Source organism: Pantanalinema sp. (genome assembly GCA_036704125.1).
GTDB lineage: Bacteria > Cyanobacteriota > Sericytochromatia > S15B-MN24 > UBA4093 > JAGIBK01.
In genome coordinates, this window is the sequence record DATNQI010000086.1 from 1 (window position 1) to 22,114 (window position 22,114).

The 22,114-nt window shown below is 69.1% G+C and carries 14 protein-coding genes; 6 read left to right on the forward strand and 8 right to left on the reverse strand.

Going from position 1 to position 22,114, the window contains the following annotated elements; genetic code table 11:
• From V6D00_13720 to V6D00_13740, 5 genes are all read right to left on the reverse strand, one after another.
• A partial coding sequence (locus V6D00_13720) for an IPT/TIG domain-containing protein (protein ID HEY9900226.1) occupies positions 1-2,797 on the reverse strand: 2,797 nt, incomplete at its 3' end.
• 20 nt (positions 2,798-2,817) lie between these two features.
• Entirely contained in the window at positions 2,818-6,252 is a 3,435-nt protein-coding gene (locus tag V6D00_13725; GenBank protein ID HEY9900227.1) for an NHL repeat-containing protein, read from the reverse strand.
• Positions 6,253-6,382: 130 nt separating this feature from the next.
• A complete protein-coding gene (locus V6D00_13730; protein HEY9900228.1) occupies positions 6,383-8,404 on the reverse strand; it encodes a (Fe-S)-binding protein in 2,022 nt (673 codons plus the stop codon).
• A 155-nt stretch (positions 8,405-8,559) separates the two neighbouring features.
• On the reverse strand, positions 8,560-9,537 hold the full coding sequence (locus tag V6D00_13735; GenBank protein HEY9900229.1) for an electron transfer flavoprotein subunit alpha/FixB family protein: 978 nt from the start codon (positions 9,535-9,537) through the stop codon (positions 8,560-8,562).
• A gap of 10 nt (positions 9,538-9,547) precedes the next feature.
• Entirely contained in the window at positions 9,548-10,333 is a 786-nt protein-coding gene (locus V6D00_13740; GenBank protein HEY9900230.1) for an electron transfer flavoprotein subunit beta/FixA family protein, read from the reverse strand.
• 300 nt (positions 10,334-10,633) lie between these two features.
• Here V6D00_13740 and V6D00_13745 point away from each other — a divergent pair, with 300 nt between their 5' ends.
• Complete coding sequence (locus tag V6D00_13745) at positions 10,634-11,389, forward strand: sigma-70 family RNA polymerase sigma factor (protein HEY9900231.1); 756 nt, start codon at positions 10,634-10,636, stop codon at positions 11,387-11,389.
• Here V6D00_13745 and V6D00_13750 read toward each other — a convergent pair.
• Both V6D00_13750 and V6D00_13755 read right to left on the reverse strand, forming a co-directional pair.
• Positions 11,366-12,097 (reverse strand): TrmH family RNA methyltransferase, encoded by a 732-nt coding sequence (locus V6D00_13750; GenBank protein HEY9900232.1) that lies wholly within the window; start codon positions 12,095-12,097, stop codon positions 11,366-11,368. The genes V6D00_13745 and V6D00_13750 overlap by 24 nt on opposite strands.
• A gap of 8 nt (positions 12,098-12,105) precedes the next feature.
• A complete protein-coding gene (locus tag V6D00_13755; GenBank protein ID HEY9900233.1) occupies positions 12,106-13,017 on the reverse strand; it encodes a YegS/Rv2252/BmrU family lipid kinase in 912 nt (303 codons plus the stop codon).
• A gap of 125 nt (positions 13,018-13,142) precedes the next feature.
• Between V6D00_13755 and V6D00_13760 the strand changes: the two genes are divergently transcribed.
• Together V6D00_13760 and V6D00_13765 are read left to right on the forward strand one after the other, a co-directional pair.
• Entirely contained in the window at positions 13,143-14,429 is a 1,287-nt protein-coding gene (locus V6D00_13760; protein ID HEY9900234.1) for a hydroxymethylglutaryl-CoA reductase, read from the forward strand.
• A gap of 11 nt (positions 14,430-14,440) precedes the next feature.
• Positions 14,441-14,761, forward strand: coding sequence for a hypothetical protein (locus V6D00_13765; protein HEY9900235.1), 321 nt, complete (start codon positions 14,441-14,443; stop codon positions 14,759-14,761).
• On the opposite strand, the gene V6D00_13770 is transcribed toward V6D00_13765, so the two are convergent.
• Entirely contained in the window at positions 14,758-17,007 is a 2,250-nt protein-coding gene (locus V6D00_13770; protein HEY9900236.1) for an MMPL family transporter, read from the reverse strand. The two genes, V6D00_13765 and V6D00_13770, sit on opposite strands and share 4 nt — an antisense overlap.
• 261 nt (positions 17,008-17,268) lie before the next feature.
• On the opposite strand from V6D00_13770, the gene V6D00_13775 reads away from it, so the two are divergent.
• From V6D00_13775 to V6D00_13785, 3 genes are all read left to right on the forward strand, one after another.
• On the forward strand, positions 17,269-18,474 hold the full coding sequence (locus tag V6D00_13775; protein HEY9900237.1) for a hypothetical protein: 1,206 nt from the start codon (positions 17,269-17,271) through the stop codon (positions 18,472-18,474).
• Positions 18,475-18,561: 87 nt separating this feature from the next.
• Positions 18,562-19,371, forward strand: a complete 810-nt coding sequence (locus V6D00_13780) for an adenylate/guanylate cyclase domain-containing protein (protein ID HEY9900238.1) — start codon at positions 18,562-18,564, stop codon at positions 19,369-19,371.
• Positions 19,372-19,456: 85 nt separating this feature from the next.
• Positions 19,457-22,114: AAA family ATPase (locus V6D00_13785; GenBank protein HEY9900239.1), on the forward strand; the 2,658-nt coding region annotated here is incomplete at its 3' end.

A 22,114-nucleotide genomic window follows, 5' to 3' on the forward strand; every position in this document is an offset into this window, starting at 1 on the left:
CGATGTAGTTCGAGAGCAGCGGCGGATCGGGGTCCATCTTCGCGACCTTGTAGGCGTACGTCGAGTTGGCGTAGGCATAGAGGTTCCGGCCCGTGTCGCAGAACAGGCTCGAGATGGGGTTGGGGAGGTCGCTGAAGTAGACCTGGATGCCGCCCGAGACCGCGTCGCTCGCGATGGCGACCTGGTCGATCTCGGTGCCGTTCGCGATGAACAGGGTGCCGGTGCCGGGGGTGGCGCTCTTGTAGTAGGCGATGCCCCTGGCGGACGCCGGGAGCGGGGCCGTCCAGGCGTCCGCGGTCCCCGCCGTCGCGGGGGTCGTGACCCGCCGCAGCAGGCCCGCGCCGGGGTCCGAGACGAACATGGCCCCCGTGTCCGAGAAGGTGATGCCCCACGGGCTGTTGAAGCCCGTTATCTCCTGCTTGGCGTAGTCGGCGGCGGCCTTGAAGCGAAGGATCTTTCCCGCCGCGGGGACGCTCACGTAGACGTTGCCCGCCGCATCCAGGGCCACGTAGCCTGGCGCCGCCTCGAACTGGTAGGGGGCGATGGGCCCGCACAGCTGCCGGATCTGGCGGGAGGTGTTGGTGCCGCTGCCGGGGACGGTGTAGGCATAGCGGGTGAGGGTGCGGATGCCGGGCCGCACCGCAAAGACGGTGCCCGTCGCGTCCATCGTCAGGAAGTCCGTCGACTGCTCGTGCAGGAAGCGGCGCCGGGTGACCGTCGCCCCGTTCACCACGTCGAGGCCCATGTAGTCCCCGGTCGGTAGGCCCCAGCCGCCGATGCTCGGCGGCAGCGCGGCGGAGGGGTCCTCCTGCTCGCCGAAGCGGCCCGCGTAGAGGGGGCCGGTCGGCTCGCCAAGACCGTCCGCCGCCTGGTCCACTCCCCCGGGGTAGTTCAGGCCGTTCGCCACGGTGCGCATCTGGCCGCTGCGCCGGACGTAGCTCACGGTGTGGGTGCTGGGGTGGGCGATGAACATGCCGTTGCCGCGGAACTTGAGCGTCTCCGGGTTGGCGATGCCGGTGACGAAGGGTTTCAGGACCCCGCCCTCGACCTTGAGCACGGCGTTCGACTTGTTGAGGGCGACGTACAGGGTCCCGTCGTCAGGGTCCACCGCCAGCCCCCGCGGGCTGCTGATCCCGTAGGCGTAGGTCAGCGAGTCGCCGAGCGACGTGACGCGGGAGATCAGGTTGTTGGCCGAGTCCGAGACGTAGAGGTTGCCCGCGTCGTCGAAGCACAGGCCGCTCGGGCTGTTGGTCTGCAGGTGGCTGAAGACCGCCCGCGCGGGGGTGACCCGGTAGATCAGGTTGCTGGAGTTGCTCGCGACGTACGCGTCCCCCGCCGAGTCCACGGCGACCCCCCGCGGGGCCGGGACGGCGGCCATCAGCGTGGCCGAGACCTTGTCCGGGGTGTTGGGGGCGAGCTTGAAGAGCCCATTGGTCTCCGAGACGAAGAAGTTGCCGGCGAAATCGAAGGCGATCGCGCACGGCAGGTTGAAGCCCGTGTAGGTCTGCTCCACGCTCAATCCGTTCGCGGCGAAGCGGGTGACGGTGCCGGCCGTGCCGCCCTGGTGGCTCGTGGCATAGAGCTTGCCGTTCGGGTCGAAGGCGAGGGCATAGGCCGCCGTCAGGCTGGCGAACAGGGTGTGGGCCCCCGGGTTGGCGGGGTCCACCCTTCGGATCTGATTGCTGCCCTTGAGCGAGACGTAGAGCAAGTTGTCGGGGCCGACGATGACCTGCTGGGGCGCGGCCCCGGTCCCGAAGTCCACCAGGGTCCTGACCTCGCGGCTGGAGTTGACCTCGCAGAGGGTGTTCCAAGTGGGGTTCACCACGTACAGCTTGTCGCCGAGGACCGAACGGTGGCCGTCGGTGAAGCGGACCTGGAAGACGGGCCCCGCCTGGAGCGTGGTGCCGATGGTGATGGTCACCGGCCCCGTGCGGCTGCCTGGGGCGACCATGGCGACGATGCTGCCGCTGGCGATGCTGGTGATGCTGGCGGGGGTGCCGTTTACCGCGACCCCGGCGTCGGCGGTGAAGCCGGTGCCGGTGATGGTGATGGAGGTGCCGATGTTGCCCACGGTGGGGGCGACCGAGGCGAGGGAGAAGCCGATGAAGGCGTTGAGGACCGCACCGGTGTTGGTGTCGTAAGCGGTGAAGTGGATGGGGTCGCGATCCTGGGCGATGGCGTCGCAGGTGAGGGTGTAGGCCTGGTCGAAGCCAGCTTGGCTGATACCGCCCACGGCGACGAACGGGTCGTTCTCGAGGGCGCCCATGTAGACGGGGTAGGACGGATGCTCGCCCGCCTGCTCCTTGAGGGCGAGGATGATGCTCAGGGCAGTGCTGCGTCGCGAGAGGTCGACGGTGTTGCTCGGGGTATCGTTCAGCAGGCTGATCCAGCCCTCGGGCTTGTAGATGACGACGTTGCGGATCCGGATCTGGTCGGCCCCCGGCTGGTTGAACTCGGCGTTGCCCCCTTTCACCCCTTTCATGGCCTGCAGGTAGTAGACCCGGTCGGGGGTGAGCGTGAAGGTCTTGCCGAAGACGAGGCTGAACGCGCCGGTGGGGCTCGCCACGGTGGTGGCGAGCGTCGCCCCGCTCTGAGGATCGAGGAGCGCGACCGTAGCCCCGTTGCCCACGTCGGTCAGCTGGGCCTGGACCTGGGGCCCCTCCTGGATCCGGCCGTCCAGGCGAACGGGCGATCCTGCGGCTTGCGCCGTGATCGTTCCGTAAGCGGTCGCGATCGGTGGGAGCTTGCAGCCCGACATCAGGAGGCTCGCAAGCAGGAAAATCAGGAACCGTCTCATCGCGCGTCGCCTCCCAAGGGTCACAGCTCCGGCGCGACCAGGCCCACCGGTATTTGCGTGCGGACGCCCGTCGCGGCATCGATCGCATCCAGCCGGTGCAGGGTCCGGTTGGTCTGGTAGAGCTTGCCCTGGTAGTAGAAGATGCCGTAGCTGAGGTCGGCGGAGCCGTAGGGCCCCGCGTTGAGGGTCGTGAGGGAGCCGTTCTTCATGGCGTAGACGGTGCCGTAGGCGAGGCGGGTGAAGTAGGCCGTGTCGATGCCGTTGCTCGCCATTCCCCCGAAGTCCGTCTCGATCCGCGTCGAGCGCTGCAGGCTGCCGTCGAGGGCCTTCTCGATCACGGTGATCCAGGCGGCGCTGCGCCCGTACGAGAAGAGCTCGCTCCCGATCAGGGTCCCTGCCGCGCGTGGGGCGCCGAAGTCTCCTCGCCCGAAGCCCGAGAGGAGGCCGGCGGCGAAGGCGGTGTAGTAGCCATCGTCCACGTGGTGCAGGGTGCCCCAGTCGGTGGTGTAGACGAGCTTGCCGTCGCTCTGCTTGAAGGTGCGGATTACGTTCGTGTACTGGGTGCGGATGCCGCTGACCGTGACCTCGTCGGCTGCGACCTGGCGGATGCTCGTGCCGCTGGTGTAGGTGAAGCCTCCCCCGTTGACGGTTTCGAGGTCGTAGGCGTCCCCCACGTCGAAGGCCGAGGCCACGGGGGTCGTGACGAGCTGGTAGTTTTCCAGCTTCGAGATCCGGTTCAGGCCCCACTCGTTGACGTAGACCTTGGAGCGGTCGCTGGCGAAGGCGAAGCCCCGCGGGAGGTTGAACCCTCCGATGGTGCGCGTCACCGCGCCGTTGGCAATGTTGATCTGGCGGATGTCCCCGCCGACCACGTGGCTGTTGACCCACAGGTCGTTGCGGCTCGCGTCCGAGCAGAAGTTGGTCGGCTTGTTGACCGTCTCGTACTCGGCCTGGAAGGCGCCGTTCGAGCCGTACACGACCAGGCTGCCGTTCCCCGAGGGGCCGAGGTAGTCCGCGACCCAGATCCGCCCGCTGCCGTCCACGTGGATGTCCTGGGCCTGGCGCAGGTGGGCGGAGTCCTTGAGGAAGGGGGTGACGGTCGCCTGGGTGGCGCTGAGGCGCTGGGCGCGCCAGATGGTCGCCTCGTCGGCCCCCAGGACGTAGTAGGTGCCGTCGGTGGGCCCGCCGGACTCGTCGCGGGCCATGGCGGTCGAGCGCCGCAAGATCCCGCGGTGGCGGACGGGGGGAAGCGAGAGGTTCGTCAGGTCGAACTCCAGCACCTCCCCCTGGTAGGCGAAGGTGGTCGCGGGCAGATCGACGCTGTTGTTGGCCCGCATGTAGAGCTTGTTGCCCAGGATCGAGAGATCGGACTCGCCGCACGCCCCGATGTTTCCCAGCACCTGGGCGACCGAGCCGTCCGGGCGCACCATGGTCAGGGAGCTGAGGCTCTTCTGGATGGTGTAGAAGTTGCCGGCGGCGTCCCGCACCAGCCCCCTGGCGTTCGAGAGGCCCTGGGCGAAGAGAGTGACCACGTTGCTGGCGTCGATCTTGAGGATGATGCCCGTGTCGGTCAGGATGAACTTGCCCTCGGCGTCCACCCAGATCGAGGTCGGATAGCTGATGCCGTACCCGATCTGCTTGCTCTCGGAGAGGGAGTTGACCCGGTAGATGCCGTTGCTCTTGCCGTCGGCCACGAAGAGGTAGCCGGAGGCGTCCGCGTCCATGCCCGCGGGCGAGGGCAGGCTCGCGAAGGAGGTGATGGGGCCGAAGGTCAGCGGGGTGGTACCCGGCACCGAGGTCAGCGGCATGCGGTAGACCGAGTTGCCCAGGTAGTTGCTGACGTAGAAGTTGCCTCGGTTGTCGAAGGCGACCCCCCAGGGTCCGCTCAGCCCGTTGACGACCTCGATGGCCGTGCCGGTGGTGGGGGTGGTGAGGTCGACCGCCAGAGCGTTGCTCGCCGCGTAGTTGGCGACGTAGAGCTTTCCGTCCGGGCCGAAGCTGAGGCCGCGTGGCGCGCTCAGGGGCGCACCTGTAACCGCCACCGCCTGGGCGGCGGCGCCGGCACCGGTCACCACGTAGATCTGGTGGGTCGACGCGTCACTCACGTACAGGGCGCCCGTCGCGGCGAAGGCCATGCCGCTGGGATTGGCGACCCCGCCAGCCGCGCTGTAGGGGGTGACCGTGGGCGGGGTCGAACCCAGGTCGATCTGGACGATCTGCTTGGCGGCGCCACCGCAGGCGACGTACAGCCGCTGGTACCCGCTCGGGCCGAAGGTCAGGTTCTTCGGGGCGTCGAGCCCGCCGACCAGGACACGCACGCTCGTACGATCGGTGCCTGGCACCTGTTCGACGATCGAGACGGTGCCGAGGGGCGGGTTGGCCACGTAGATGTTGCCGCTGGGGTCGACCGCGCTGTGGCCGTCCTTGCTGGCGAGGCGAAAGCGCGGCCCGATGAGGGTCTTGCCTCCCACCTCGACCCGGATGGTGCCGTTGACGGCCCCGAGCGGCACGCGGACGGTCAGCCGCGTGAAGTCCGCCGCCACCGAGGTGACGGTGCCCTCCACGCTTCCGGCGCCGTCGGTCGCGAAGAAGACCTTGTTGCCTGCGAGGTTGGGGGCGAAGTTGGTGCCGATCAGGTCGATGGTCTGGTTGGCGACCTGAGAGTCAGGCTCGAGGTACAGCACCGAGAAGGGCACGTCCAGGACGATCAGGGTGTTCAGGGCGGGGTCGTCGCTGGCCATGACGATCCACTTGAACGGATCCCGGTTCTTGGCGAGGGCGTCGTTCACCAGGTCGCTGCCGTGGCGGACCATGGCCCGCGGGATCAGGGTCTCGTCCGGCAGCTTGAGGCTGTCGGCGTAGGCCCCATCGGGGGCGCCGACCAGGACGCTGCCGAGCAGGCTCAGTGGGGCGATCGCCCGCGCGGTCCCCTTGCGCAGGCCATGGATCATCGACAGGGCGGTGGTGGTCTGGTTGATCGTGAGCCCGTTCCCCGTCAGGCTGGTGAGGGTCTGCCAGACGCCGTCCCGGTAGGTGCCGAGCGTTCGGACCCGCACCGAGTCCGCGCCGACGGCGTTGTAGTTGCTGTCGTCGATCTTGAGGCCTTTCGAGGCCTCGATGTAGTAAAGGGAGTCCTTGGCGGGACGGAACCCGTTGGAGAAGTGCAGGACGAAGCGCCCCTTGGCGTCGGTCAGCGCGGAGCTCACGGTGTTGCCGCTCTGGGCGTCGATCAGGGTGACGGTCGCCGCGAGGGCGACGTCGGTGTCGATGCTCGCCTGGGCGCCGCGATCGCCGAAGTCAACCCGGCCTTCGAGAGGGGAGCTCGAGAGGGCCGTCGTCTCGGCCGGAAGGCCGACGCGCGGTTGGGTGAGCGGCTTGGGGCATGCCGTGAGCAAGAGAGCGAATGCGAGCCCTGCAAGCCAAGCGGTGGCCTTGAGGCGAGGTGCCGTGAGCATGGGCCTCCCCGGTCGTGTGCGGAAGGGATGTCGACTCGTTTAAAGATTCCCTTACCCGGACCGAGCAGGGAATATTCACGCCGAAAAGCCCCCCCGTCCTTCGAAGGACGGGGGGGCTTTTCGGCGGAAGCTAGGCGTTGGTCTCGCCGGTTTCCTTGACGACCAGCGCCTGGGCGACCAGCTCGGCGATGTCCATGGTCTTGACCTCGCCGGTCTTGCCCTTGGCGTCCACGCCGTCCTTGAGCATGGTCAGGCAGAACGGGCAGCTCGAGGCGATGACCTTGGGGTTCTCCTTGAGGCCCTCCTCGACGCGGTTCTCGTTGATGCGATCGCCGATGGTCTCCTCCATCCACATGCGGCCGCCGCCGGCGCCGCAGCAGAAGGAGTTGTCGTGGTTGCGCTCGAACTCCTTGACGCCGTTGGTCGAGAGCAGGTCGATGACCACGCGCGGCTGCTCGTAGACGCCGTTGTAGCGGCCCATGTAGCACGAGTCGTGGAACATGACGTCCTCGAACTCCCTGCTGACCTGGATCTTGCCCGACTGCATCAGCTCGGCGAGGAACTCGCTGTGGTGAAGGACCTTGTAGTTGCCGCCGAACTGCGGGTACTCGTTCTTGATGGTGTTGTAGCAGTGGGGGCACGCGGTCAGCACCGTCTTGACGTCGTACTCGGTGAACTTGTCGACGTTGTACTTGGCGAGCTCCTGGAAGAGGTACTCGTTGCCGAGTCGTCGGGCCGAGTCGCCCGTGCAGCCCTCTTCCTTGCCCAGGATCGCGACCTGGATGCCCGCCGCGTCGAGCACCGTGATGAGGGACTTGGCGACCTTCTGGCTGCGCTCGTCGAACGACGACATGCAGCCCACGAAGTACAGGACCTCGACGGGCTTGTTCTCGGCCTTGGCCTCTTCCATGGTGAGGACGTTCATGTCCTTGGCCCAGTCGGCACGCTTGTCGTAGCCGATGCCCCAGGGGTTGCTCGAACGCTCCATTCCCGAGAAGACCTTGTTGAGCTCAGCGGGGAACTCGCCCTCCATCAGCACCTGGTTCTGGCGCATGGAGACGAGGCGGGGCACCTGCTCGATGAAGACCGGGCAGGCCGTCTCGCAGAAGCCGCAGCTGGTGCAGGCCCAGAGGGTCTCGGGCGAGATGACGTTGTCGATCAGCTTGACCGGCTCGGTCACGGCTGAGCCTGCCTCGTCCGCGGGCGGCGCCGACTTGGTCTCGGCGGTGGCGAACAGGTGGTGCTTCAGGTCGTCGTTGACGCCCTTGAGCGAGAGGGGCTTGTGGGTGACGTAGGTGGGGCAGCTCGAGAGGCAGCGACCGCACTCGGTGCAGGTGAAGAGGTCCAGCTCCTGCTTCCATGTCAGGTCGTTGATGGTCGCGATGCCGAAGGACTCGGCGTTCTCGTCCTCGAGGTCGAGCTTGGGGATCGCGAGCGCCGGCTGCTCCAGCTTGCGCATGAACACGTTGGGCAGGGCCGTGATGACGTGCATGTGTTTGGACTTGGTCAGGTACACGCCGAAGGCCATCAGTACGGCCACGTGCAGCCAGTAGGCCCCCACGTAGAGGGCGTTGACGACCCCCGAGGGCAGGCCCTTGAAGAGCATGGCCACCGCGCCGCCCGCGATGGAGTACCGCGCCTCCTCGGCCACGTGCGCCAGCTGATCCGGGCCCGGCAGCGCGAACAAGACGAACTTGGCCCCGTCGTAGACGAAGTCCGAGACCATCAGGAAGGCGATCAGGGACAGGATCAAGTAGGCCTCGAACGAGTTGGTGAGGCGCTCGGGCTTGATCACGATGCGGCGGTAGAAGGCGTAGCCCAGCATCACCAGCACCGTGACCTCGACGACGTCCTTGAGGAGGTTGTAGGCGTTGCCGATGACGCCCGGGATGTGCAGGTCCGCGACGTAGCCCGCGCCGATGAGCATGGTGCTTCGCAGCAGCAACAGGCAGAAGCCCCAGAAGATGAGGGCGTGCATCCAGCCGGCGCCCTTGTGGTTCTTGACCAGGCGCTTCTGGAGGATGCCGTACTCCCAGAGGCTCTTGAGGCGCTCGGGGATGCGGTCGAGACGGTTCTCGGGCTTGGCCTCGAGCAAGAGGCTGAACTTCTGCCAGCCGAAGTAGGCGAAGAAGCCGCCTGCCACCAAGATCATGAGGGTGATGAGTATCGGACCCATGTCGATTCAATCCAATTCTAGGCGTGGGCCTGGTGCGAGCGTCGGGGTTAGTAAGTCGGGGTTAGTACGTCGGGTGCTTCATGTGCGAGAGGGGCGGTCCGAAAACCGCCCCTTGCGCGTTGCCTCTGGGTCTAGCGGGCGGCGGTCGCCGCGCCCGCCTTGATCTTCGAGAGCTCCGAGATCAGGATGGGCACCGCCTCGAAGAGGTCCGCCACGAGCCCGTAGTCCGCCACGTTGAAGATGGGGGCGTCGGGATCGGTGTTGATGGCGATGATCACCTTGGATCCGGTCATGCCGGCCAGGTGCTGGATGGCGCCCGAGATGCCGATCGCGAAGTAGACCTGGGGGGCCACGACGCGGCCGGTCTGGCCGACCTGGCACGAGTGGGGCATCAGGCCGGAGTCGCAGACGGCGCGCGAGCCGCCGATGGCCGCACCCAGGGTGTCGGCGAGGCTCTCGATGAGCTTGACGCCCTCGGGGCCCTTCATGCCTCGGCCGCCGGCGACGACGATGTTGGCCTCGCCGAGGTCGACCTTGTCCGAGGTCTCCTTGAGGATCTCGCGCAGCACGACGCGCAGGTCGCTCTCGGGGGTCTCGAGGCGCACGACGTTGGCCGAGCCCGCGGCCTTGTCGGCCAGCTCGAAGGTGCCGGGCTGGGCGGTCACGACGGCCACGTCGCTCTTGAAGGCGACCTGGTTCATGACCTTGCCCGCGTAGGCCAGGCTCTTGACCGTGACCTTGCCGCCGTCGACCGAGACGGCCTTGGCGTCGGTCACCGCGCCGGCGCCGAGGCGCGCGGCGAGGCGAGGAGCCAGGTCCTTGCCGAGCTCCGAGCCGCTGACCAGCACCAGCTGGGCGCCGCTCTGCTTGGCGGCTTCGCTGACGACCTTGGCGTAGGGCAGGGTCAGGTAGCGCTCGAGGCTGGCGTCATCGGCAACGTAGACGGTCGAGGCGCCGTAAGCGGCGAGCTCGTCGCAGAGGCCCGAGACGCCCGAGCCGACCACGACCGCCGAGGTCTCGAGACCCCAGCGACGGCACTGGCTCAGCAGCTCGAGGCTGACCTTCTTGATGGAGTTGCCCTTGGTTTCGGCGATGACTAAGGCTTTCATGGATCTCCTCCTAAACCGGCAGCTTGCCGTCGTTGACGAGCCAGTTCACGAGTTCGCGCGTGATGGCGCCGACCTCGCCCGTCACCTTGCGGCCGGTCTTGCGGCCCTCGGGCTGCTCGCGATTGACGATCTCGGTCATGGAGCCCGCAACGCCCACCGCGTCGGCGGCAACGCCGATCTGCGCGAGCGAGAGCGTCTCGATCTCCTTCTTCTTGGCGCCCATGATCCCCTTCATGGTGGGGATGCGGGCCTCGCCGAAGTCGTTGCTGATGGTCAGGACGGCCGGAGTCTGGACCGTCAGGACCTCCTTGCCCTCGTCGCCGACGCGGCGGACCAGGAGGCCGCCCTCGGGCGAGCGCTGGGCGAAGATCAGGTTGGTCACCTGCGGCCAGTCGAGGAACTCGGCCAGCATGGGGCCGCCCTGAGCGGCGTCGGTGTCCTGGGCCTGCTTGCCCATCACGACCAGGTCGTAGCCGCGCGCTTTGGCCAGCTCGCTGACGGCCTTGGCGAAGGCGTAGGAATCGCTGCCGGCGAAGGCGTCGTCCTTGAGGTGGATGGCGCGGTCCGCGCCCATGCTCAGGCCCTTGCGCAGGGCCTCGAGGACCCGGTCGGGGCCGATGCTCAGGACGGTCACGTCGGCCTCGGCGGCGTCCTTGAGCTGGAGCGCGGCCTCGAGGGCCGACTCGTCGTAGGCATTGATGACGTAGCGCAGACCTTGGTCGGCGATCTGACCGTCCTTGAGCTGGATGTTCAGTTCGACGTCGACGACCTGCTTCAGGCAGACGAGGATCTTCATCGAGGAATGACCTCCGAAATCGATGCGTTGGCCATGCCCGCAGGGCACCGGCCTGGTTGAGGACTGGCGCGATCACGCACGGGAGACCCGGACGGCTGTCAAGAGGTAATCGCAACTTGCCTTTCGGCACGCCATCAACTTTACCACTGAAGCCGCAGTTTGTCCCGGCGTCACGCCCCAGGCGCGACGAAGATCACATGCCCGCTGTGGGGACGGTTATCGTAGCGAGCAGGCGTCCATGGCACGATCGGCCTCGAACGAGGCTGTTCGACCACGCTTGCCCGGAGGTGACGCGCCGTGATGACCGCGATGGATCCCCCCTCGATGCTTCTCCTCGAGCGCCGTCGCCTGGCCGAGAAGGTCCGCGAGCACCTGCCGCTGGTCAGGCGGCTGGCGCGAAGCCACCACCTGCGCTCGGGCGTCGAGCTCGACGACCTGGTCCAGGTGGGCTGCGTGGGCCTCCTGCGCGCCATCCGGCGCTTCGACCCCACCCTTGGGCGGCTCTTCGAGGCCTACGCTTCGACGATGATCGTGGGCGAGATCATGCACTACCTGCGCGACAGCGCCACGTTGATCCGGGCGCCGCGCGAGCTCACCGAGCTGCGATCCACGGTCAGGGCGGCCACCTCGCGTCTCGAGCAGCAGGTCCAGCGCGAGCCGAGCTGCGAGGAGATCGCCCGGATGACGGGGCTGTGTCCCGCCAAGGTCGAAGAGGTGGTGGCCATGGACCGCCAGGTGCGCCCGCTCTCCCTGGATGCGGCCATGGACGCCGAGGACGAGGCATCCCCCATGCGCCTCCAGCTGGTGGACCAGCGCCAGAGGGCGGCCACGCTCGCCGCCGAGGACCACATCATGGTGAGCCAGGCCATCGCCCAGCTCAGCCCCAGGAGCCGCGAGGTGATCGAGCTCTCCTTCTTCCAGGATCTCCCCCAGCAGGAGGTCGGGCGCCGCCTTGGCGTCTCGCAGACCCAGGTCTCGCGCCGGGTGCGAATGGCCCTGCGCGAGCTGTGCCAGCTGATGAGCGACGGGCGCTCAGCCCCCGAGAATCGACGGTAGCTTCCGCACGACGGCGCGGACCAGGGCCTCCTCGTCGGCGTCGAGCCGGGTGCGGCTCAGGAGCCGGCGCAGGGTGTGCGCCTTGCTCGCGGCGTCGTGCGCCCGGAAGACTCCCAGCCGCTTCAGGGCGTCGGTGAGGTGCCGGCCCAGGTCGTCGAGGGAGGCCTCCGAGGCGGCCGCAGCCAGCAGCGGCTTCTCCTCGCGGGGGCCGTGCTCGCTTGCCAGGTACCACTCGTAGGCGAAGACGTTGACCGCCATGGCCAGGTTGAGGCAGGCCTCGGGCTCGCCCGGGATCCGCGCGATCTGGTGGAAGCGCTTGAGAGTCTCTTTCAGAAGGCCGTGTCGCTCGGTGCCGAAGACCAGGGCCACGCTTCCGGCTTCGGCGTAGTCGCGCGCGAGCGTCGCCACCTCGCGCGGCTCGCGGGTGCGCAGGTCCGCGGCCTCGTAGGGGCGGGCGGTGGTCCCCACGGCGAAGACCACCCCGTCGAGGGCCTCGTCGAGGGTGTCGACCGCCCGCGCGTCGCTCAGGATGGCGTCGGCGCCCGCCGCCAGGCGCACGGCGCTCGGGTGGGTGGGCGAGATCCCGCCCTCGGCGATCACGAGGTCGGAAAGGCCGAAGTGGCGCATGGCGCGGGCAACCGCCCCCACGTTGTCGGGCAGGGTGGGCTGGACGAGGACGATCCGGGTCGCGGCGATCAGCTTGGACATGGGGCCTTCTAGCTCAAGACGTGGAGGGCGCGGGGGACGACCCGCAGGGCGAATTCCCGGGCGTGGGCGAGCACCTCGCCGTCCCCGATGAAGGTCTTGGGGACGGTGCTGGTGAGGGCGACCGTCTCGCCCTCGATCAGCCGGATCTCCCTGCGGCGGGTGTGCGAGCCGCCGAGGCTCATCAGGGTGACCGTCAAGATGGCCCCCAGCCGGCTGCGGCGGCCCATGACGCAGACGCCGAGGCGGCCGTCGTCCGGGCGGGCCGAAGGGTAGGGGACCACCAGCTTGCCCAGAGACGGCTGGTTGTTCACGAAGAGGGCGATGGTCGGGATGAGGCCGTGGTCCTCGCCGTCCACCTCCACCGTGAGGTCGCTGACGATGGCGCGGGCGCCGGCCAGCAGGCCGAAGCTGTAGAGGACATAGACCAGGGCCCCCAGGCGGCGCACCGCCTTGCTGACGAGGCCCGGCCTCGCCTTGAGGCGGTTGACGCCCACTGCGGTGTCGCTCACCACCCCGATGCCACCCGCCGTCACGAACAGGCGCCCGTTGACCTCGATCAGGTCCAGGGCCCGCTCGCGCGGGTTTCGGACCAGGGCGCAGGCGCGCTCGAGGCCAAGCGGGATGCCCAGCTGGCGGGCCAGGTCGTTGGCGGTCCCGGCCGGGACGATCGCGAGCCTCACCGGGGTGTGCGCCAGCTCGTTGAGCACGACGTTGACGGTGCCGTCGCCGCCGACCACCACGACGGTGTCGACGCCGTCGGACGCCGCACTTCGGGCCGCCGACACCAGGTCCTCGTAGGAGTCGGGCACGACGATCTCGAAGTCGAGGCCGTCCAGCGCGCGAGAAAGACGAGCGAGCAGGTTGCGCTTGCAGCCGTTGCGGGCCTTGCGGTTGACGATGACGCGGATATTGCCTGGCATGTAGCCTCCCTTGCTCTTTTTATGCCCGGAATCGACCCGGGCGAAAGTGCGTGAGCCATTTGGGCTATATACTGTAAGAGCAGTCGGCGGCCCGTATTGCCCCCACAGGAAGGATGCCCGCGCCCATGGAGCCTCTTCGGCCCGACTCCGTTCGCCCTGCCTCGGTCCCCCACAAGAAACGCTACACGGCGGATTCGCTGCGCGCGCGGCGCGAGTGGGTCGCCGAGGCGACCGGCGCCGAGCTCGGCGCGTTGAGCGGCGAGGAGGCCCCTTCGGCCACGCTGTTCTCGGGCAACATCGAGAGCCACGTGGGCTTCGTCCAGGTGCCCATCGGGGTGGCGGGTCCCTTGCTGATCAACGGCGAGCACGCCCAGGGCGTCTTCTACGTCCCGCTCGCCACGACCGAGGGCGCCCTGGTCGCTTCGTGCACCCGCGGCATGCGAGCCGTGAGCGAGTCGGGGGGCGCCACCGTGCGGGTCGTCAGCGACCAGATGATGCGCTCTCCCATGTTCACCTTCGACAGCCTGGTCACGGCGGTGGCCTTCGCGGCCTGGGTGCGCGCGAGCGTCATGGAGATCCGGGCCGTGGCCGAGGCGCAGTCGAGAGTGGCGCGCCTGCTCTCGCTCGAGCCCATGGTGCTCGGCGACACGGTCTGCGTCCAGCTCTCGTTCCACACGGGCGACGCCTACGGCGCCAACATGGTCATGAAGTGCTGCTGGGCCGTCTGCCAGTGGATCGCCCAGGAGTTCCCCGCGCAGACCGGCCTGACGCCGAGCGCCTGGTACGTGGATTCGCAGCTCGGCGGCGAGAAGAAGGTCAACGCCATGGCCTACACCAGCAGCCTCAGAGGCAAGCGGGTGGTCGCCGAGACGCACCTGCGCGCCGACGTGATGCGCCGCATCCTGAGGGTCTCGCCGGAGGACCTCTTCTCGGCCCTCAACGCGGGAATGGGACCGACCCTCGCGGCGCACATGCTCGGTTGCAACGTGAACTTCGCCAACGTGGTCGCGGCCCTCTACACCGCCACCGGCCAGGACATCGCGACGGTGCCCGAGTCCTCCCAGGGCCAGATCTCGTTCCGGCTGACTGACGAGGGGATGTACTTCGGGGTGATGCTGCCCAACGTGGTGGTCGCGACCGTCGGCGGCGGCACCGCGCTGCCCAGCCAGCGCGCGAGCCTGGATATGCTCGATTGCTTCGGCGAGGGCAAGGCCCGGCGCCTCGCCGAGATCGTGGCGTGCGCCGCCATGTCGCTCGACCTCTCGACCTACGCCGCGATCGCGGCCGACCACTTCGTGCAGGCCCACGAGCGCCTGGGCCGCAACCGTCCGGCCGAGGAGCTGCGGCGGGTGATTCCCGCCATGCCCCAGGACCGCTTCGCCGAGCCTGGAACCGACCCGCTGGTGTCTTGAAAGGAGGCGTCATGCTGAGCCGCGAAGTCAAGGAGCTGCGATTCGCCTTCCTTCAGAAGGTCTACGAGCACACGGCCCACCTGCCGCGGGCCCTGACCTACCTGCGCGAGATCGGGACGGCCCTCGGGTGCAGCTACAAGCTGCTCGAGATGCTCGCCGAGTCGCTGCGCACCGACGGCCTGCTGGAGTTCAAGGGGCCGGGCGGCGCCGTCCGGATCTCGAAGCAGGGCATCGTCGAGGTCGAGCGCCTGCTGAGCGCCCAGCCGAAGCCCACCGATCGCCTGGCGGTGCCGGCCGATGCTCAGGGCGAGGGCGCGACGGCCCCTGTCTAGCGCCGAGCGCCCGGGTACCAGTTGGCTCGGCCCGCCAGGCGCATGAAGGCGGGCAGCAGCGCGAGGCGGATGACGGTGGCGTCCACCAGGACGGCCACCGCGAGCCCCAGGCCCAGCATCTTGACGATGACGAAGTCCGCCCAGGCGAAGGCGCCGAAGACGGCCACCATGATGAGGGCCGCGCTGGTGATGAGGCGCGCGGTCGAGGCCACCCCCTCCACGATCGCCCGGGCGTTGTCGCCGGTGCGGTGGTAGGCCTCCTGGATGGCGCTGATGAGGAAGACCTCGTAGTCCATGGACAGGCCGAAGACGATCCCGAAGAGCATCAAGAGCACGAGGATCGGGATGGGCATGGCCTCGTGCACGTGGCCGAGCCCGATCAGGCCCTTGCCCCAGCCGAGCTGGAAGACCGCGACCACGGCCCCGTAGCCCGCCCCCACCGAGAGCAGGTTCAGCACCACCGCCTTGATCGGCACGAGGAGGGATCGGAAGGCCAGCGCGAGCACCACGAAGGTCGCCGCGATCACGGCGCCGACGACCCATGGGAAGCTGCTGGCTATCGCGCGCTCGTGGTCGTTGTAGTAGGAAGGGGTTCCCCCCACCATCAGCGTGAGGCCGCCCGGAAGCGAGGTCGCACCGAGGCGCTCGGCCAGCTGCCTTAGCGCGGGAAGGTCCTTCGATCGCTTCGGGACGACCTGGAACAGCGCCATGGTGCGGTCCTGGCTCACGAACAGGTCGTTGACCAGCGGGTAGCGCGCCAGGGCCGCCTCGGGGTCCCGGTAGAGCATGAGGTACTGGAGGGGGCTGAAGCCGGGCCCCAGATCCACGGGGCTTGCGACCGAGCTCACCAGCTCCTCGCGTCGAAGGTCGGCCGATAGCTTGAGCAGGGCGGCGAGGTTCTTTCCGGCGAGCACCGGCCCCGCGGGGTCCTTGACCACCAGGTGAAGGGGGATGAGGGCGCCGCTCAGCTCCATCTGCTTGAGGGCTTCCACCCCCTTCACCGACTCCATGTAGGGAGGGAAGAGCTGGGTGTCGGGATAGCCGAGCTCGAGGCGAAGGGCCGGGGCGCAGAGGGCGAGGATCACGGCCAGGCTCGCCAGGGTGGTCCGGACGGGGCGATCGCTGACGTGGCGGATCCAGTTCTCCCAGTGGACCCGGGTGGTGCCCTCCTGCAAGCGGCGCGAGAGCCAGCGGGGGGCGTCGATGCGATCGCCGAGCACGGCGAGCACGGCAGGGGTCAGGGTGAGGGCCAGCACCACCGACACGGCCACCACGAGGATCCCTCCCAGCCCGATGGATCGGGTGTCCAGGAGCGGAGTGAGCATCAGGCCGCCGAGGCCGATGAGGACGGTGAGCCCCGAGAAGGTGACGGCGCGCCCGGCGGTCTCCATGGTCTCGGCGATCGACTCAGGAACCGCGCCGTGCCGCTTCAGGGCCGCGCGGAAGCGGTGGACCATCAAGAGGGAGTAGTCGATGCCCACGGCCAGCCCGATCATGGTGGCGACGTTCTGCACGTAGATCGAGAGCTCGAGCCGGCCCGCGACGAGGTAGGCGATTCCCAGGGTGACGACGGTGGCGGCGATGCCCGCCATGAGCGGGACGCTCGCTGCGACCAGCCCTCCGAAGGCGACCAGCAGCACCGCGAGGGTGAGCGGGAAGAGGCGCGCCTCGGCCCGGGACGTGTCGTCGCTGCTGTAGCGGTTCATGTCGTAGGTGATGGCGCTCATCCCGGTGACGGCGAGCTCGAGGCCCGGGATCCCGGCGCGCTCGCGCGCCTCGGCCGCTTTCACCGCGGCGCGCACCCGAGGGACGAGGTTCACGGCCTCGCTCGCGTCCTTGGCTTTGAGGCCGACCAGGAGAACGGCCCGAGCGCCCGCATCCGCGCTAAGCTTCAAGGGCGATGCGTCGCCCGGGGCGAGGACCTGCGCGACCGAAGGGTCACGGCGAAGGTCCGAGGCGAGCGAGGCGATGGCGCGATCGAGGCGCGCGGCGTCGGGCGCGCGCGCCGTGTCCGCGACCGTGACGGCGACCAGGTGGGTGAAGGGGTTCCGGAACGCGTGGCGCAGGACGTGCTCCACCGCCTCGGAGGGGCTGCCCGGGACCCCTGCCGAGCCGCCCGAGAGCACCCCCGAGATCCGGGTCGAGCCGAGCGAGGCCACGGCGATCGCGATCGCCCAGGCGACGAGGATGGCCCAGCGGAAGCGGACGATCCAGTTGCCGAAGGCGGCGTAGCGGGAGCTGGACAAGGCGATCTCCTATGAGCGGGCGCGGGATGTCGGTCATGTACCCTTGCTCGGACTTTTGTATGGCCAGCAGCGCGCGAGGGAGCAATAACTTCGGCGGCGAGCGAGTGTTCACGCTCTCAGGCCTCGCCTCCCGGCTCGCCGAGAGCCTCGCCAGCCCGCTCTTGCTCGGCGCCAAGCCGAAGAGCATCCGTTGTTCGAAGCGACTAGGAGTCCTACCATCGCTCTTGCTCAGGAAGAGGAACCCCTCGAAGGAGGTTCTCGATGAGACGCCCCGCCCCCCGCGTGTTCGCCTTCGCCCTGTCGCTCGGCCTCTTGGGCTGCGCGGTCTCGACCCCGCCGCTCTCGCCCGAGGAGCCCACAAAGCAGGCGCCGGTCCCGACCTACGGGATGACGCCGACCGACGAGGCTGCGCCCATCCCCCGTGCCTACCAGGAGAACGCCGAGCCCACGCCGCTGCCCATGGCGACCAACGCCCCGCCGCCCACGGCCCAGCCCACCGGAGCCGACCTCAACGTGCCGTCGCAGCCGGCGCTCTCGCTCGGCGACCTGCAGACCAACCTGCCGCCTCGGATCTCGCGGCAGCTGGCCGGCACCCTCTTGCGCCCCCTCGATCAGGGATCCTTCGTCAACGCGCCGTTCCCGACGGAGCCGGGGCCCTCGGGCGACGGCTGCAGCTACGGGGCGATCACGCCCCTGGTGGACTACGGGGTCTACAGCCGCTGCCTCTACTACCCCTATCGCTCGACCTGGGTGCCCTACATCCTGGTGGACAACGACTACTACCCGTACATGTACGCGCCGAGCTTCCTGGCGCAGTGGACGGGCTGGTGCCTCTACCCGGTGCTGGTCTTCCAGTCGGGGCACTACTACCCCTACTTCTTCAGGAGCTTCAGCTACCGCTACGGCTATCCGGACTGGGAGTACAACTGGGTCAACTACCGCCGGCGCTACGTGGAGATCGACTGGGACCGCGCCGGCCGCTGGAAGGGCCGCCACTACGACGACGAGGACTTCCGGCGCTGGCGCGACGGCAAGCCCCGGCGCGGCGATCGCGACAAGTGGAAGCCGAGCGAGCCGCCCCGGCGCGCGGAGGGCGGCCCTCGCGAGCGCCCCGATCGTCCCGGCGGCCCGCGGCCGGATCGCACTCCGCGCCCCGAGCCCACCGCGAGCCCGCAGCCGGATCGCACCCCGCGCCCCGAGTCGACCGCGACCCCGCGGCCGGATCGCACACCGCGCCCCGAGCCCACCGCGACCTCGCGGCCCGGGCGCCCCGATCGCCCCGACAGGCCTCAGCGCCCCGACAGGCCGGATCGCGGCGCCGAGGGCCGCGATGGGCGCAAGCCGGGTAAGCCCGAGATCGTGACGCTGCCGCTCGAGGATGCGACCGCCTCGGCCGGGGACGACGCGGCCGAGCGCCCGGGCCGAGGCAAGCGCCGCCTCTCGCCGCAGGAGCTTGACGCGGACTAGCACCTGGCTCCTCGCCTTGTCACCGGGGGAGCGGGATCCTATACTGGAACGGTCCCGTTTCCCCCGCTGCGGACGTTGGAGGCCTTGATGCATCCCCAGACCTGTGCCGAGTGTTCGACCGAGTTCGACCCTCCCGACAAGTTCTGCCGCGAGTGTGGAGCCCGGCGCGCGCCCGAGGCGTGCGGAGCCTGTGACACCCCCCTCTTGCCCGACGCCCGCTTCTGCATCCAGTGCGGGGCCCCGGTCGCGGGGGCAGCCCCCGGGCCGGACGCCGAGGCCCTCGCGCGCCGCGGCACCCACGAGCTGGGCGATCGCCGGGTCGTGACGGTCATGTTCACCGAGCTCATCGGCCTTGCCTCCATGACCGAGCGCCTGGACCCCGAAGAGATCAGCGACATCGTCAACCAGTTCTTCGCCGTGCTCACCGAGCCCATCTACCGTCACGGCGGCATCGTGGACAAGTACATCGGCGACAGCGTGGTCATGTCCATCTTCGGCGTGCCCACGGTGCGCGCGGACGATCCCGAGCGCGCGGTCTCGGCCGCCTGGGCCATGCTGCAGGCGGCCCAGGAGTTCGCCGACGCCCTGGAGCCGCGCATCGGCGTGCGCCTCTCCATCCGCTGCGGGCTCAACACGGGCATGGTCGTCGCCGGCGAGGTGGGCGGCGCCCAGAAGCGCGACTTCACGGTCATGGGTGACACGGTCAACCTCGCCCAGCGCATGGAGGCCAACGCTCGCCCTGGCGGCATCCTGGTCGCCTCCGAGACCTACGAATGCTCGCGGCATGCCTTCGACTACCGCGTCCTCGACGCGATCAAGGTCAAGGGCAAGGAGCTGCCCGTCGCCGTCTTCGAGGTGGCAGGCCCCAAGCTCGCCGAGGCCGAGGTCCCGGCTTAAACCCACCCGGCAGGCGTTTTCACCCCCGGCATCGTCAGGCTAAGATCCTCCCGACACGAGAAAAGGCTCGATCGGGAGGTGAACGATGCTTTGCGCGAACTGCGGCCAGAGACCTGCGACCTTCCACTTCACGCAGACGGTCAACGGCCAGCGCCAGGAGACCCACCTTTGCGCCCACTGCGCGGCCCATTTCAAGGCCGAGCGCGGCCTGGGAGCCGAGCGCGGCCTGGGAGCCGAGGGCCGGATGGGCGCGGAGCTCGGGGGCCTCGGGCTCGACGGGATGATCGAGCGGGTCTTCGGGGTGCGCCCGTCGAGCGCCGATAGCCTGCTCGACAGGCTCTCCGACGACTCCCGCCGGATCCTGCAGGCCGCGGCGAGCGAGGCGGCCGAGCGCAACGTCCCGCGCCTCGAGAGCGAGTTCCTCTTGCTGGCCCTCTTGCGGGACCCGCAGGTGGGCGAGGCGATCGCAAGCCAGCTCGGCCTCGACGTCGAGGCGATCGCCTCGCGCGTCGCCGAGGCCTACCCCCCCCAGGGGGGCGAGCGGCCCACCCAGGTCCGCATGACCCCGCGCCTCAAGCGCGCCGTCCGGCTCGCGAGCGACGCCGCCTACTTGCAGGGGACCTACACCATCAGGCCCGATCACCTCCTGGCCGGCCTGATGGAGGAGGGCGAGAGCCTCGCCTCCCAGATCCTTCAGCAAGCGGCCGAACGCGGCCCCCTGCAGGGGGAGTGGCCCCGCGCGGGAGTCGCGCCTTCGCCCGGCGCGCCGCGAGGCGGCCAGACCCCCAACCTGGACAAGTACACCCGCGATCTGACCGAGCTCGCCAAGACCGGCAAGCTGGATCCGGTGATCGGCCGCGACGAGGAGATCGAGCGGGTCATCCGCATCCTCAGCCGCCGCACCAAGAACAACCCGGTGCTCATCGGCGAGCCTGGGGTGGGCAAGACGGCGATCGCGGACGGCCTCGCGCAGGCCATCGCCCAGGGCGAGGTGCCCGACATGCTAAAGAACAAGCGCGTGCTGGCCCTGGACCTCGGCGCCCTGGTCGCGGGCACCAAGTACCGCGGCGAGTTCGAGGAGCGCCTCAAGGGCATCATGGACGAGATCAAGGCCCAGGAGGGCGAGGTCATCCTGTTCATCGACGAGCTGCACACGGTGGTGGGCGCGGGCGCCGCCGAGGGCTCCATGGACGCCTCCAACATGATCAAGCCCGCCCTCTCGCGCGGCGAGATGCGCACCGTGGGGGCGACCACCCTCGACGAGTACCGCAAGCACATCGAGAAGGACGCGGCCCTCGAGCGCAGGTTCCAGCCGGTGCTGGTCGCCGAGCCCTCGGTCGAGCAGACCATCGAGATCCTGCGCGGCCTGCGCGACCTGTACGAGGCGCACCACGGCGTCGAGATCTCGGACGAGGCCCTGGTGGCGGCCGCCGAGCTCTCCGAGCGCTACGTGAGCGATCGCTTCCTGCCGGACAAGGCCATCGACCTGATCGACGAGGCGGCCTCCATGAAGCACCTGGGCAGCCGCCGCGAGCCCCGCGAGGTCAACACCCTGGAGGACCGCCTTTCGCGGATCGACCGGGACAAGGAGGAGGCCGCCCGCCAGGAGAGCTTCGAGCGTGCGAGCAAGCTCAAGGCCGAGGGCGACGTGATCCGCGAGCGGCTCGCGCACCTGCGCAAGGGCTGGCGCGAGGAGCGCGGCGGATCCACCCCCTGCGTCAGCGAACAGGACGTGGCGCGGATCGTCGCCGAGTGGACCGGGGTGCCCGTGGAGAAGCTGGTGCAGGAGGAGAAGGAGCGCCTGCTCAAGATGGAGGAGGTGCTCCACCGGCGGGTCGTCGGCCAGGACGAGGCCGTCGTCGCGGTCGCCGAGGCGGTGCGCCGCTCGCGCACCGGCATGAAGGACCCCAGGCGCCCCATCGGCTCGTTCATCTTCCTCGGCCCCACGGGGGTGGGCAAGACGGAGCTCGCCAAGACGCTCGCCGAGTATCTCTTCAACGACGAGGACGCCATGGTCCGCCTCGACATGAGCGAGTTCCAGGAGAAGCACACCGTCAGCCGCCTGGTCGGAGCGCCTCCGGGCTACGTCGGCTACGAGGAGGCCGGCCAGCTGACCGAGGCCGTGCGGCGCCGGCCCTACTCGGTGGTGCTCTTCGACGAGATCGAGAAGGCGCACCCCGACGTCTTCAACACCCTGCTCCAGATCCTGGACGACGGGCGCCTGACCGACAACAAGGGCCGCACCGTGGACTTCAAGAACACGGTGGTCATCATGACCTCCAACGTGGGCGCGCACCGCATCTTCGACCGCGAGCAGGCCGGGGAGCCGTGGGAGGCCATCAAGCAGGAGGCCTTGGACGCCCTCAAGGCGAGCTTCAGGCCCGAGTTCCTCAACCGCATCGACGAGATCATCGTCTTCAGGCCGCTCAACAAGGAGCAGATCCAGACGATCGTCGACTTCATGCTGGAGAGCACCCGCCGCAAGCTGCACGCCCAGGGCCTGAACCTCGAGCTGTCGGGGGCGGCCAAGTCGGCGCTCGCCGAGCGCGGCTTCGATCCCGCTTACGGCGCGCGCCCCTTGCGCCGCGCCATCCAGCGAGAGATCGAGACGCCCATCAGCCGCCTCCTGCTCGAGGCGGAGTTCCAGCCGGGGGACATCCTGCGGGTCGACCACGCCGACGGGCGCTTCACCTTCTTCCGGGCGCCGCGCGAGGCGGAGCGGCCCGCGACCGCCCAGGCCGCG